The sequence below is a fragment of the Phosphitispora sp. TUW77 genome (assembly GCF_048453025.1).
In the GTDB taxonomy this organism is placed as follows: Bacteria; Bacillota; Thermincolia; order Thermincolales; family UBA2595; genus Phosphitispora.
Genome location: NZ_CP156677.1, coordinates 1890070 through 1904760, shown reverse-complemented (window position 1 = coordinate 1904760; position 14691 = coordinate 1890070). Strand labels below are relative to the sequence as shown.

The window sequence follows — 14691 nt, the reverse complement described above, 5'->3', positions numbered from 1 at the left end:
AAATGGAGGGTTTTGGCATATATACCAAACTCTTTTTTTATTGGGTCCTAAAATAAAAAATGTCGAAACATGGCGAGCGATTACGAGTATTGATAACAGGGAAAAGCTTCAAAAATGTCGAAACATGGAAAAGAACAAGTTTGAGCGCTTATAAAAGATAAAAGAAATTACACTTAGTACTGGAGTTTAACCACGATGGAAGTTTTTGATAATGTCTCAAAAATAGTAAAAGATGATTTAGAAGTGGAACTCAAACAGAATAGCTGCTTATCTATTGCGGCGGCCTGTTTTTCTATCTATGCTTTCCAGGAGCTTAAAGAACAACTGGAAGGGCTTGAAGAGCTTCGCTTCATCTTCACATCACCTACGTTCACAACGGAGAAAGCCAAGAAAGAGAAACGTGAATTTTACATACCTCGTTTATCCCGCGAAAGAAGCCTTTACGGAACAGAATTTGAAGTCAAGCTCCGAAACGAACTGACTCAAAAAGCCGTTGCAAAGGAATGTGCAGAATGGATACGTAAGAAGGCCATATTTAAGTCCAATGTTACGAATGAGAACATGGGCGGTTTTCTGAATATCACTTCAAGCAGCAGCGAGATTACCTATATGCCGCTGGGCGGTTTTACGACTGTTGATATAGGCTGCGAGCGTGGAAACAACAGCTATAACATGGTAACAAAACTGGAGGCCCCGTTAAGTCAGGAATTTATCCGTCTGTTTGATAATCTGTGGAGCGATACCGATAAATTGCAGGAAGTCACGGATGAGGTAATTGAAAACATAACTTTTGCTTATAATGAAAACCCTACTAATTTCATATATTTTGTGACCTTATATAACATCTTCAATGAGTTTCTTGAAGATATTTCAGAGGATGTATTGCCCAATGAAGCGACGGGCTTCAAGGAGAGTAAGATTTGGAATATCCTTTATGATTTCCAAAAAGATGCTGTTCTTGCTATTATCAATAAACTTGAAAAGTATAATGGCTGCATCCTGGCTGATAGTGTTGGTCTGGGCAAGACATTTACTTCTATTGCTGTAATTAAATACTATGAAAATAGAAATAAGTCCGTTCTTGTTCTGTGCCCCAAGAAATTGGGTGACAATTGGAACACATATAAAGACAATTATGTCAATAACCCTATTGCATCTGACAGGCTCAATTATGATGTGCTTTATCATACAGACCTGTCACGCAGCTATGGAAAATCAAACGGCTTGGATTTGGACCGTTTAAATTGGGGGAATTATGACTTGGTTGTTATTGATGAGTCCCATAATTTTCGCAATGGTGGCCAGTTATCAGGAGAAGACGGAGAAAAGGAAAATCGCTATTTAAAACTACTCAATAAAGTCGTTCGTGCCGGTGTGAAGACAAAAGTACTTATGCTTTCTGCTACTCCTGTGAACAACAGGTTCAATGACCTCAAAAATCAACTGGCTCTCGCATATGAGGGCAACGCAAAGCTCATAAATGATAAACTAAACACAGTTAAGCCTATAGATGAAATATTTAGAAGTGCACAAAAAGCCTTTAATATGTGGAGCAAATTTAATCTAGCTGACCGAAAGACGGCTTCATTATTGAAAATGCTAGACTTTGATTTTTTTGAGATGTTAGACAACGTAACCATAGCTCGTTCAAGAAAGCATATTGAAAAATACTATAATACAGAGGAAATTGGCAAGTTCCCTGAAAGACTTAAACCCATTTCCCTTCGTCCGTGCTTGACCGATTTAGATTCCGCTATTAACTATAATCAAATATACGATTGTTTAATGCAACTCAACCTAGCGATATACATTCCATCAAACCATATCTTTCCCAGTAAGATGGACAAGTATATGGACATGACACGTAATAAAGGTGTTGGCCTTACGCAAATAGGGCGTGAACAAGGTATTAGGCGTTTGATGAGCATAAATCTCCTGAAGCGTCTGGAGAGTTCGGTTTATTCATTTAGTCTTACTCTTGGGCGCATGAGGCAATTCATTGAAAATACCATCGAAAGCATTGATGAGTTCGAAAAAAACGGTACGACTGTACTTGATTTGGTCGACATCACCGAGAGCACAGAGTTTGACCTAGATGACCAAAATACCGACTTTTTCTCTGTAGGCAAAAAAGTGAAAATCGATCTTGCGGATATGGACTATAAGAGCTGGCGGGAGGAATTGGTACAAGATGCTGATACCTTGGAACTATTGACTTTGATGATTGCCGACATTACACCGGAACATGATACAAAACTCCAGACACTGTTTGAAATCCTTACAAAGAAATTGGAACAGCCCATTAATGACGGCAACAAGAAGGTTTTGATATTCACCGCCTTTTCGGATACAGCAGAATACTTGTACAGTAATGTTAGCAACTTCATTAAAAGCTGCTTTAGGCTAGATACCGCAATGATAACGGGTTCTGTGGATGGCAAAACAACTATTCCGAAGTTTAGGGCTACTCTGAACAATGTCTTGACCTGCTTTTCACCATTATCAAAGGATAAGGCATTGCTCATGCCGGATTTGAACGACAGCATTGATATTTTGATTGCTACTGATTGTATATCCGAAGGTCAGAACTTGCAGGATTGTGATTATCTGATAAACTATGACATTCACTGGAATCCTATACGTATAATACAGCGTTTTGGACGTATTGATCGCATCGGAAGTCGCAACAATTACATACAGCTAGTAAATTTCTGGCCGGATTTATCGCTTGATGAATACATAAACCTAAAAAGTCGTGTTGAAATTCGGATGAAAATCTCAGTGATGACCTCCACTGGAGATGATGATCCTCTTAATGCTGAGGAACAAGGAGATTTGGAGTATCGTAAGCAGCAACTCCAGCGTTTGCAGGACGAAGTTGTTGATATTGAGGATATGTCCAGCGGCATTTCCATTATGGATTTGGGACTTAACGAATTTAGGCTGGATTTACTGGATTACATTAAAAGTAATCCTGATTTGGACAAGACTCCTTTCGGCATGCACGCTGTCGTCTCGGCAGCGGAAGATACTCCGGCTGGTGTAATTTACGTGTTAAAGAATATCAATGGTGGTGTGAACATCGACAACCAGAACAGATTACACCCGTTTTATATGGTTTATATATCAAACGAAGGTAACGTTATCTGTGATCACCTTTCACCGAAGGAATTGCTGGATAAAATGCGTTTTCTCTGTAAGAGCAGGGTGAAACCGGACGACGAACTTTGCAAAGCCTTCAACAAAGAAACCAAAGACGGAAAGGATATGCGCAAGTATTCTCAGCTATTGGGTGACGCAATCGATTCCATTATCAATGTAAAAGAGGAAAGTGACATTGACAGCCTGTTTCGCAGCGGCGGAACTTCAGCCCTATTGTCTAAAGTAACGGGTTTGGATGATTTTGAGCTGATTTGTTTTTTGGTTGTAAAATGATTTGGAGAGGAGCCGCCAAATGCTGTCATTGCCGCAATCGACTGAATTTAATAAGCGGATACCGAAGCAGAAATTTTATGATAACCTTTCTGTCACCCCGGAACTAAAACGGGTATTTGTTGAGCAAATTTCCGTTATCTATTGGAGAAACAAGCTTGCGACCAGCACTTTAAATGTGGGGCAAGGTGAAAATGTAATTGAGTTGGAAGTCTTTGAGATAAAGCTAAATCAGCCAAGCCTTGATATACGAGTTTTACAGTTAATTGATAAAGAGATACCGTACCACATTCTCTATCTGCTGGAATATGACGGTGAATACCAAGCATGGATTGGTTATAAGGAATCCAGCCTTGTTAAAGAGAATACATTCAAGGTCAACAGCTATTATCATACCGAGTGGCTTCCCCAGGAAAGCATTTCTCTTCGACTGGACGGACTAACCATGGATGCAGTTTATGAAGGTTTTATACGGCAGATAGCTTGGAGACGACTGGAGGTTGAAGAAGAAAGTACATCTGGCGAAAGAATTGGTTTAAAGGAAGCTGTCGAGCGTGATGATAAGCGGCAAAAGTTGCTAAAGCAGATTGCAGCTATTGAAAACAAGGTCAACTTGGAAAAGCAGTTTAATAAAAAGGTGAAGCTTAATACAGAACTCAAAGCATTGCGAAAAGAACTGGAGGGGTTGAAGTGAAAGTGTCACTTGAATTACATTTACCACCCGAATTCTTTGATTCTGCAAAGAAAAGCAATTATTTTGAATCTGTTTCTGAAAGAATAGCAAAAGCAATTATTATCAGTATATTAAATGAAAAAGAAAAAAACATTAATCGAGGAAGGGCTGAAATTAAGGAACCTGATTATATTGTAGAAAATCGAGGGTATGAGGTAACATTTGCAGTTGATAACACTATTATTCCTCAACTTAAAGGTGTTAGCCAGTTAAGAGGCATTCCTTTTAATATTGAGGAAATGCTAATTTCGGATATTAAATATGCAATTAAGAAGAAATCAGACAAACATTATTTATCTGCAACAGTTAATCTTATTATATTTGTTTTACATCCTTTATTAGAGTGGTATTCACCTTTTTATATTAAATCCACTCCGCTATCGGAAAATGGTTGGCGGGCACGTGAAAAAAAGCGGAATGAATTGTTTGCTGAAATGTATGAGAAGTATATTCAAACTGAAAAATTTAAAAACATTAATATTGTTCAATTAACACATGACGGATTCTATGTTTTGTATGATTTAAAGAGTTTTGGGTTGGACTCTGAAAGCGAGTTTATGACAAAGATAGGGATAAAAAATAAAGATGCTTTTCCAGTGTGTAAGACAATATCGGTAGCAGGAACAGATTTACCTGTTAAATATGAAACTACCATAGTAAATTGTAATAAAACTCAAGGAGGACAAAGCTAATGGATAAGATGCGGATGGAGTCGGTGAACATGACTGAGAAGAATATAGAGAAAATCGAAGCGTTGTTCCCGAATGTGATAACCGAAGCAAAGGATGAAAAAGGCAAACTAAAAAAGGCTGTCAACTTTGAATTATTGAAACAAATACTTTCAGACGATGTGCTGGTCGGTGATGAAGCCTATGAATTCACTTGGGTCGGTAAAAAGGCTTCTATCGTGGAAGCCGGAAAGCCTATCCGCAAAACGCTTCGCCCCTGTAAGGAAGAAAGCAAAGATTGGGATACAACGGAGAACCTTTATATCGAAGGCGACAATCTTGATGTGTTAAAACTGCTCCAGGAAAGCTATCTTGGAGCCATCAAGGTGATTTACATAGACCCGCCTTACAACACAGGGAATGACTTTATATTCAACGACTCATTCGCAATGAGCGTGGGTGATTACGATGAGGAAACTGAATATCTCAGCGAGGAAGGATTGATTCAATATAAAAAAAATGACCAAAGTAATCCTCGTTATCATTCTAAGTGGTGTTCGATGATGTATTCACGGTTACAAGTGGCAAGGAATGTTCTTTCAGATGACGGAGTAATTTTTATTTCAATTGGAGAAGCTGAAATCTCAAATATGCAAAAAATGTGTGATGAGATTTTTGGAGCAATAAATTGCATAGAGATTGTACCGAGGTTAATGAAAACAGGTGGTAACAAAGGACGTTTCTTCTCACCCAATATTGATTACATCCTTGTTTATGCGAAAAGTATAAACGAAACAGGAAACTTTAAGGGAGAACTTAACGAAAAGCTCATAGACAAATTGTACAATAAGATTGAAACTGTGGGTTCTAGAAAAGGCGAAAGGTATCGTCCTTTTGGTTTATACCAGTCATCATTAGACGCAAGACCCAATCAAAGATATTATGTGCAATGCCCTGATGGCTCTTTTGCCATCCCACCTGGAAAGGCAATGCCGGCTGAAATATCAGATGGTTGCAAAGTCATCCCTAATCCAACAGATGGTTGCTGGAGATGGAGCAATGAAAGATATCTCATAGAAAAAGAGAACAACAATATAGTTTTCATAGAAAGTCCAAGTGGCGTTCTAATCCAACCAGACGGTTCAAAATCTAAGTGGAATGTTTATACTAAGATTTGGCTTTCAGATAGACAAGACGAAGGACAAACACCAACAAACTTTATATCAAAGTTTGAAAATAGACATAGCGCAAAAGAATTAAAAGAATTAGACCTTCCTTTTGATTTTGCTAAGCCAAGTGAATTGATTGAATATCTACTGTCGTTGGTAGATGATACTCGAGGAGCTATTGTTTGCGACTTCTTTTCGGGGTCAGCAACAACCGCTCATGCTGTAATGCACCTAAACGCTATCGATAACTTAAAACGAAAGTTTATTATGGTTCAATTGCCGGAGGAATGCTTATCTGATAGTGAGGCATATAAATCAGGCTACAAGAACATATGTGAAATAGGCAAAGAACGCATTCGCCGTGCTGGAGAAAAAATAAAGGAAGAGGCTGGGGTTACTGCACAAGACCTGGACATTGGCTTCCGTGTATTAAAGCTGGGTAGCACCAACATGAAAGACGTGTACTATGGAGCTGCAGAGTATTCACAGAGCTTGCTTGATGATCTTACAAGCAATATTAAAGATGACCGTACCGATCTGGACTTGCTGTATGGCTGTCTGCTCGAATGGGGTTTGCCCCTATCGCTTCCCCACACCAGTGAGGGAATAGGCGGCGTGACAGTGCATACCATCAATGACGGCGACTTGATTGCCTGCTTTGCTGACAACATAAGCGAAAAGGTCATCAAAGAGATTGCTAAACGCCAACCATTACGTGCCGTATTCCGTGACAGCAGCTTTGCTAGCTCCCCCGAGAAAATCAATGTTGAGGAAATCTTCAAACTGATGGCTCCGAATACTAGCGTAAAGGTTCTTTAATGGAGGGCGACTATGGCCAATCTATCTTTTAGAGAAAAGGCTATTTTTGAAGAATTGTTTGAAATGAGCGGAGGATATGTTATTGACTTTTCAAACAACAGCTTTGCTCGTTTCGTTGGTGAAGTAATTAACATTGATGTATATGATGGCATTGGTTATAAGGACTACTGCTCAAAAGCGAACAAGCTAAGACAGTTATGGAGTAATGAACCCGACAATGTTGTTGGCACTCTTTTGGATGCTATGCTTATGTATTATGAGGACTACCAACTTAGGTATGATAAGTTGACTGACTACCAAAAAAAGAAAATTGGAGAAATGAGAATTGTTTGCCAACGGCTCATGGGAAATGCCGTAAAACTAGATTTGCCAAAGAAGCAGGAAGAAAGCCTGCAAACTCTATTGGAAGACATTAATAACTCGGTAGCAAGAAATAAGCCTACATTGGTACTCGACCGCTTACATACCTTTTCCACAAAGTTACTCAGGCAGATATGTGTGCATAATGGTATCACTGTCACAAATAACAAAGGAGAGTACCTACCCCTACATAGCCTTGCAGGCATGTTAAAGAAACAATATGAACAAAATCCATTATTCCAATCGTCTTTTACCGTGCTTGCAATTCAAAATAGTATCTCTCTATTCGATGCATATAACAGCATTCGTAACAACAAAAGTTATGCCCACGATAATGAAGTGCTCGATACAATGGAAGCTGCCTTTGCAGTAAAAATTATGGCAAATCTTATCACCTTTATAGATAGCGTTGAAGGATACAGGAAAAAGGCTGAAGCGGCAAAAGTAGAAGCAGAAGTTTTCGATTTACCGTTTTAATCATATTGAATAGAAACGGAGATGTATTCCGAGTGAAACTACAATTCAAACATCAGAAGTTCCAAGCAGATGCAGCCAAGGCTGTTTGTGATGTCTTTGCCGGACAGCCCTATCTTACGCCAACTTATATGATGGATAAGGGCATTGATAATGATACACAAATGAGTATGACCTTTGAAAAAAACTTCACTGGCTGGGGTAATCAGCGATTGGTTCCAGAACTGAATGAAAACATAATACTAGAGAACCTTAATAAAGTTCAGCGAAACAATCATATAGAGCCATCCAAACAGTTGGAAGGGCGATATAATCTGACCATTGAAATGGAAACAGGTGTCGGCAAAACTTATACATATATCAAAACAATGTATGAGCTGAATAAACGTTACGGTTGGAGCAAGTTTATAGTAATTGTCCCAAGTGTTGCTATCCGTGAGGGCGTGTACAAGTCGTTCCAAATCACTCAGGACCATTTTGCAGAGGATTATGGAAAAAAGATACGCTTTTTCATCTACAATTCTGCCCAACTGACAGAGATAGACAGGTTTGCAGGCGATAGTGCTATTAATGTCATGATCATCAATTCACAGGCATTCAATGCTAAAGGGAAGGACGCACGGCGTATTTACATGAAACTTGATGAGTTCAGAAGCCGCCGTCCCATTGATATTATTGCTAAGACGAATCCTATCCTGATTATCGACGAACCGCAGTCCGTGGAGGGAAAGCAGACAAAAGAGCGTTTGAAAGAGTTTAATCCTTTCATTACCCTTCGTTACTCTGCTACGCACAAAAAGGACAACCTTTATAACATGGTGTATCGTATGGACGCAATGGAAGCTTACAATAAAAAGCTGGTCAAAAAGATTGCAGTCAAGGGCATCTCCGTCACCGGAAGCACGGCAACAGAAGGTTATCTGTATTTAGCGTGTCTGTACCTGTCAGGAGACAAGGCTCCAACGGCAGCGTTGGAATTTGACGTTAAGGGCGCAAAGGGAGTTCGTAAGGTCACCCGCAGAATAACAGAAGGTTATAGCTTGTTTGAGAACTCAGGTGAACTGGAGGAATATAGGAACGGGTATACGGTAAAGGCCATCGATGGGCGTGATAATTCCGTGAGTTTCATCAATGGAATTAAAATATTTGCCGGAGATGTCGTCGGGTCTGTCAGCGAAGAACAGCTGCGCCGTATCCAAATTCGTGAAACTATCATTTCGCATATTGAACGGGAACGCCTGCTTTTCTATAAGGGGATTAAGGTGCTTTCTCTGTTTTTCATTGATGAGGTTGGAAAGTACAAACAGTATGATGCATCAGGCAATCCGCTAAATGGTATTTACGGTGAAATATTTGAGGAAGAATACCAGGAAATCATTGACTCCATACAAAGAGAAATCGGGGATGAGGACTACATGAAGTATCTCCTCTCCATTTCTGCCGCAGCTACGCATCAAGGATACTTTTCTATCGACAAGAATAAAAAAACCGGACAAGAACGCTTTGTTGACAGCAAACTGGAGCGTGGCTCTACCGAGTCATCGGATAGCGACGCCTATGACCTCATTATGAAGAACAAGGAACGTCTGCTTGACCGCAAGGAACCTGTACGGTTCATCTTTTCTCATTCGGCTCTCCGTGAAGGCTGGGATAACCCGAATGTATTCCAAATCTGTACGCTGAAACAAAGCGGCTCTGATGTGAGAAAACGTCAGGAAGTGGGACGTGGACTGCGTTTATCCGTTAACCAAAGCGGAGAGCGTATGGATAACAATTTATTGGGTGAGGACGTTCATAATATCAATGTGCTGACCGTCATTGCAAACGAAAGCTATGACAGTTTCGCCAAAGGCTTGCAGACAGAACTTGCCGAAGCGGTTGCTGACAGACCTCGCATGGTGACGGTTGACCTGTTTAAGAACAAGGTTATCAAAGACAAAGCCGGAGCAGAACAGGTTGTTGATATGGATATGGATATGGCCCAGTCAATCTACGAGGGATTAATAACTAACGGATACATAAAGAAAGGCTTACTGACCGATAAATACTATGAAGATAAGAAAAACGGGAAGATTGAGGTCTCAGAAGAAGTACAGGACTGCACAGAATCTATTGTAGCTATTCTTGACTCTATTTATGATAGCCGTGCAATGCAGCCGGAAAACGCCAGGGACAAAAACATAGAACTGCGGATTGACAAGAAAAAACTTGAGATGGCTGAATTTAAAAGGCTCTGGGAACAAATCAACATAAAGTCTGCATATGTGGTAGCTTTTGACACAGATGAATTGATTGCGAAATCCATTGCTGCTTTGAATAAGGACTTGCGTGTTTCAAAGATTTTTTTCAAGGTTCAGTATGGCGTGATGAATGATATTAAATCGAAACAGGACTTACAGGACGGCGTTGCTTTTATTAAGGAAACGGGAGAATTGAAAGCAGCAGAGGTATCATCCAACAGTAACGTAAAATATGACCTTATCGGAAAAATAGTTACTGAAACAGGACTTACCCGTGCGGCCATTGTACGCATTTTGAAAGGGATTGAAAAAGCTGTGTTTGAGCAGTTTAAAAACAATCCCGAGGAATTTATCATTAAGGCTTCTCACATTATCAATGAACAGAAGGCAACGGTGATTATTCAACACATCGCATACAACAAGATTGATGCCGTGTATGACACGTCCATCTTCACTGAACCTACGATGAAAGGTCGTCTTGGTATTAATGCTATGACTGCCAAGAAACATCTTTATGATCATATCCTCTATGATTCTGCCGGTGAAAGAGACTTTGCAAAATCTTGATACAAGTGAAGAAGTCGCTGTATATGTGAAGCTGCCGAATGGCTTTTATATCACTACCCCGGTTGGCAAATATAATCCCGATTGGGCGATAGCTTTCAACGAGGGAAAAGTGAAGCATATCTATTTCGTGGCTGAAACCAAAGGGTCTATGTCCTCCATGCAACTGCGAATGATTGAAGAAGCAAAAATCAGTTGTGCAAGAGAGCACTTCAAAGCCATCAGCACAGAAAATGTGAAGTATGATGTTGTTGACAGTTATGAGGCACTTATGAACAAGGTGATGCGATAGTGGGGGAATATTTGACGCTAACGCTTAAACTATCTCGAATCCTTTGACCGTTTTGAATATAACTTTTTGTAATTGTCAATGCACAGGCCCAAATTATTTTGGGCACTGTATTTAAGTATTTCTCCAAGTCGAGGGTGTTTTTTATTAATGAAAGTATAAAGGTGAAGGCAATTTCATGGTAAATATAGACAAAAAATAATGGAATAACTTATAATATTGTTAGCTGGGAAAACAATAGCGATTTAAAGTATGGTGTTGCAGACCACATTATTTGGCGGCCAATTGATAACCGACAGCGGCGGTGGTCACTGGCAGCCAAATAATGTGGTCTCAAGGTTCGGCACAAGGCAATGGCCTAACTTTCCTTGAACTTTGTTGTCACGTTTTTTGCATTTGACCTATCCTGCTTCTTTGGGAGGTAAACTTGAATTTAAGGAATTGGTATCTGCGAGGTGAGAGGTAATAGATTTATATGAGAGTTTAGAAGTAAGCCGTAACGCATCAATCGAAGTAATTGAAGGAGCCTATAAAAAACTGGCCAAAAAATATCATCCGGACTTGCAGGATTCCTTAAAAAAGTCATGGGCGGAAACTAAAATGAAACAACTGAATTATGCTTATGAAGTATTAAAAGATCCTGAGAAAAGAAGACAGTACGATAAAAACCTACAAAACGAATCTAAAACCAATTCACAAAAAGAATCAATCAAAGAATCCGATTCGGAAGCGAAAAACAGCCCAAGGTCCGCAAGAAATTACTGTATTTGGCAAGTAAATAATGTAGCATTCCGGAAGTTAAGAAGTGTAACACCCCGGTTTACATATTTAACAATTAATGGATGAATGGGTTAACCGGTAACTTGGTCCGCCAAACACCAGCAGGTGGCTGTGATGAACCAGCCGGTCAATAATGGCGCTGGTCATCTTCTCATCATAGAAAATCCCGTTCCAGTTGCTGAATTCCAGGTTGGTAGTAATAATAACGCTGCGTTTTTCATAGCATTCCGATATTACCTGAAACAGCAGTTGGGCCCCGCCCTTTTCAAAGGGCACATAGCCCCATTCATCGCAGATTAGCAGGTCGCATTTCTGAATTTGCCGCATGTATTTGTTCAAACTTCCGGATTTTTTGGCTTCAGATAATTGGTTAACCAATGCTGCTGTACGGAAGAATCTAACTGATTTACCCTGATTGCAGGATTCCACGCCCAGTGCTGTAGCCAGATGGGTTTTACCTGTGCCTACTGGCCCATAAAGGATGAGATTCTGTTTGTTCTGTATAAAATCAGTACTGGTAAGCTCATTCAGAGCGATGGATTTGGGAATTTCGATATGCTCAAAGCTGTAATCCTGAAATGTTTTCATCACATCAAAGCCGGCTGCTTTAAGGAGCCTCCTTTTTCGGGTGATTTCACGGTTGGCAAATTCCATTTCCAGAAGTCGCAGCAGAAATTCTTGATTGGATGCAACTTCGATTTCTTTGTAGTCTTTGTAGAAAGTACGGCCAATCTTAAGTTTTTTGCAGTATTCAGTAATCATTGCTTCCAGGGCTGTTCACCTCCTTTAAGCAGGAGATCATAGGCTCGGAAGTTAGTGCTATATTTTTGAACTTCCGGAAGTTTAAATGCAGTGTTTTGGAAGTTATCTTCCGGAAGATATGTATTCAGGCGGTTGTGGATAGCCAGCAAACTGTCTGAATTAATGGTTTCTCTCCGGCAGGATTCGGCAAATGCCGCTTCAGCAGCAGCCATATCAGCAGTCTGAAGCATGGTTAGCAGGATTTTAAGAGAGTTTCTCTTCTCGGTGTAATCACATTTATCAAAGTAGTCCTGGATAGTTGACGGCAGTTGCTTAAAGAAACCTGTGTATTTGAGTGCTGCTGGCCTTCTGACCATCAGCTTCAGGTATGGCCCCCAAATCATCGATTCGTTTTGCTGGCCATACAGCCTGGGGTGCTGCACAACCGTCCGGTATTCCTGATTCATAACTTCGACATCGTAGGCCCCGACTTTAAGCCACAGGTTTTTGCCTGCATATTCAGGTGAGGATGAGTAAAGCTTGTTTTCATATCGCACTTTGCCATATTTATCTACTTTGACAGGTTCAAGTCGGTATACTTCAAAGGGAACTTCCGGAAGTTTATCCATGGCAGCCTTGTCTTCGGCAAATAGGGCACAGATTAAATGCGGCTTTTGGTAGTGCTTACGGTTCATATCCGCATCACACTTTTCCAGCAGTATTTTGTTGAACTTCTTTAAATCATCGAATTCGGGAATGGGGACCAGGAAGTTTCTCCGGTGATAGCCGACCTTGCCTTCCACATGACCCTTTTCATGGCCGCTGTCAGGATTACAGAAATTGCTCTGGAAGCCATAGTGGAGCATAAACCGGGCAAAGCCTTTGGTGATATCCCGTTCACCGTTTTTGCGAATTTTGCTGACGGTTGTGGATGCATTATCTAACCAGGCATGGGTTGGCACTTTGCCAATGTGTTCAAAGATGGTTTTCAGGCCTTCCAATAGGCATTCCTGATTCTCAGACTTGAATAACTGAAGGTAACCACCGTTGCTGTAAGGGAATGACAGGTTAAGATAATGCCCGTCGTACAGAACTCCTTTTTCGATGAACTGAGCAGCGCCAAAATCTATCTGAGCTTCACCCGGCGGATGTTCCAGCGGCAAATGGCCTTCCTGCGTCAGGCCAATTCCCTTTTTGCGTTTAGACACATATGCTCTTACAGACCGGTCTGAAATATCGAAGTCCGGGAACTGTTCCTTCAGACGGTCGAACACCCTTTGGGCGGTGTGCCTTTGCTTGGGCTTTGCATGCAGGTCAGCTTCCAGCCATGAATCTATTAAATCTATATACGGCGCCAGTTTGCGTACCCTTAGCTTACCCGGATTATGTTCGAGATTAAAGTTTTCTTTTTCAACATACTTCTTAACGGTATTGAAATGGTGACCTGTTTCACGGGCAATCCCTCTTAGGGTTTTCCCTTTAAATTTGAACAGGTATTTGATATTATGGACTTGTTCCATTGTCAGCATCCTTTCTATACCCCCTTTAAGCTTCGCAACTCAAAGGGTAAAGTATTTCCGGGGTGTTGGCAATGGATTTTCCATTTTTCTGCTACTTTTTTCTACTTCCGGAGTGCTACACTTTCATTTTGCCATAAACAAAATTACAGCAAAAGCCTGATATTTATATCAATTTGTGTATTAATTGTAGCAAGTTATATTGCTCTTACAAACATACCCAGCAAGATAAAAAGTACTAATACCCAGAAGTCACAAACGGCATTAACCAAATCAGAGTCGATTTCTATTCCAGACAATAAGACACTTACTTTAATTATCCCCGACGGCGGTGGCTGGGCTATTGAACAAAAACAGTTGGTCCAATTTGCCTAAGATAAAGTATACATTATTCTAGGTGCTTCTCGCGTGGAACCAATAAAAGGTAACCTAAATAAAACCGCCAAGGTTTTTGTATTTAAGTATAACAGTGAATTAAAAAAGTGGTTAGGAATATGGAAATCCTCGGAAATCTAATCTTTTGGAAAAGATACAATCGTTGTCAGGTCTTTGAAAATTATTAACAAGGAAAAAATCTCGCTTGCTGTTTGCGAACTGGATATGGGCTTTGCCAAAGGAGTTTTAAGGGTTCTGGCATTTACAGTAGCCGACAACGGAGATATTCGCATTCAAAAAGACACGTATATTGACTCCAGTGTTCAGGTCGAAGGTGAAAAGATCATTGCAATTGACAAACAGGATTTAAGTGTACATGAGATGGGAATAATTCAGGGCAAATTTTCAGATAAGGTTGTTCCCCGGAGCAACCTTTCCCTGGACAATTCGATAAAGGCATTCTTTTTATTGGGAAGTAACGGTATAATTCCAGCCAGTGACCAGGCTTTTACAGCAAAAGTGGGATAAAC

11 protein-coding genes are annotated in these 14691 nt (G+C 40.3%); 9 read left to right on the top strand and 2 right to left on the bottom strand.

Going from position 1 to position 14691, the window contains the following annotated elements:
* Positions 1–195: 195 nt before the first annotated feature.
* The 8 genes from ABFY19_RS09180 to ABFY19_RS09145 all read left to right on the top strand — a co-directional run bounded on the left by ABFY19_RS09180 (position 196) and on the right by ABFY19_RS09145 (position 11594).
* A complete protein-coding gene (locus ABFY19_RS09180) occupies positions 196–3435 on the top strand; it encodes a helicase-related protein (protein ID WP_418790362.1) in 3240 nt (1079 codons plus the stop codon).
* A gap of 19 nt (positions 3436–3454) precedes the next feature.
* The gene (locus ABFY19_RS09175; protein WP_418790361.1) at positions 3455–4126 is read left to right on the top strand and encodes a DUF4391 domain-containing protein; all 672 of its coding nucleotides are present in this window, start codon (positions 3455–3457) and stop codon (positions 4124–4126) included.
* Entirely contained in the window at positions 4123–4857 is a 735-nt protein-coding gene (locus tag ABFY19_RS09170) for a hypothetical protein (RefSeq protein WP_418790360.1), read from the top strand. Before ABFY19_RS09175 ends, ABFY19_RS09170 begins: the two co-directional genes overlap by 4 nt.
* A complete protein-coding gene (locus tag ABFY19_RS09165; protein ID WP_418790359.1) occupies positions 4857–6821 on the top strand; it encodes a site-specific DNA-methyltransferase in 1965 nt (654 codons plus the stop codon). The genes ABFY19_RS09170 and ABFY19_RS09165 overlap by 1 nt, the downstream gene beginning before the upstream one ends.
* Positions 6822–6833: 12 nt before the next feature.
* Complete coding sequence (locus ABFY19_RS09160) at positions 6834–7658, top strand: abortive infection family protein (RefSeq protein ID WP_418790358.1); 825 nt, start codon at positions 6834–6836, stop codon at positions 7656–7658.
* Between the two features lie 5 nt (positions 7659–7663).
* Positions 7664–10462 (top strand): DEAD/DEAH box helicase family protein, encoded by a 2799-nt coding sequence (locus ABFY19_RS09155; RefSeq protein WP_418790357.1) that lies wholly within the window; start codon positions 7664–7666, stop codon positions 10460–10462.
* On the top strand, positions 10425–10751 hold the full coding sequence (locus ABFY19_RS09150; RefSeq protein WP_418790356.1) for a hypothetical protein: 327 nt from the start codon (positions 10425–10427) through the stop codon (positions 10749–10751). The genes ABFY19_RS09155 and ABFY19_RS09150 overlap by 38 nt, the downstream gene beginning before the upstream one ends.
* Before the next feature lie 462 nt (positions 10752–11213).
* Positions 11214–11594, top strand: a complete 381-nt coding sequence (locus tag ABFY19_RS09145; RefSeq protein ID WP_418792573.1) for a DnaJ domain-containing protein — start codon at positions 11214–11216, stop codon at positions 11592–11594.
* Here ABFY19_RS09145 and istB read toward each other — a convergent pair.
* Positions 11577–12290 (bottom strand): IS21-like element helper ATPase IstB, encoded by a 714-nt coding sequence (istB, locus tag ABFY19_RS09140; RefSeq protein ID WP_418790355.1) that lies wholly within the window; start codon positions 12288–12290, stop codon positions 11577–11579. The two genes, ABFY19_RS09145 and istB, sit on opposite strands and share 18 nt — an antisense overlap.
* Positions 12287–13798 carry an IS21 family transposase gene (gene istA, locus ABFY19_RS09135; RefSeq protein ID WP_418790354.1) on the bottom strand — a complete coding sequence of 504 codons (1512 nt, stop codon included), beginning with the start codon at positions 13796–13798 and terminating at the stop codon, positions 12287–12289. Before istA ends, istB begins: the two co-directional genes overlap by 4 nt.
* A 537-nt stretch (positions 13799–14335) precedes the next feature.
* On the opposite strand from istA, the gene ABFY19_RS09130 reads away from it, so the two are divergent.
* On the top strand, positions 14336–14689 hold the full coding sequence (locus ABFY19_RS09130) for a hypothetical protein (protein ID WP_418790353.1): 354 nt from the start codon (positions 14336–14338) through the stop codon (positions 14687–14689).
* Positions 14690–14691 lie beyond the last annotated feature (2 nt).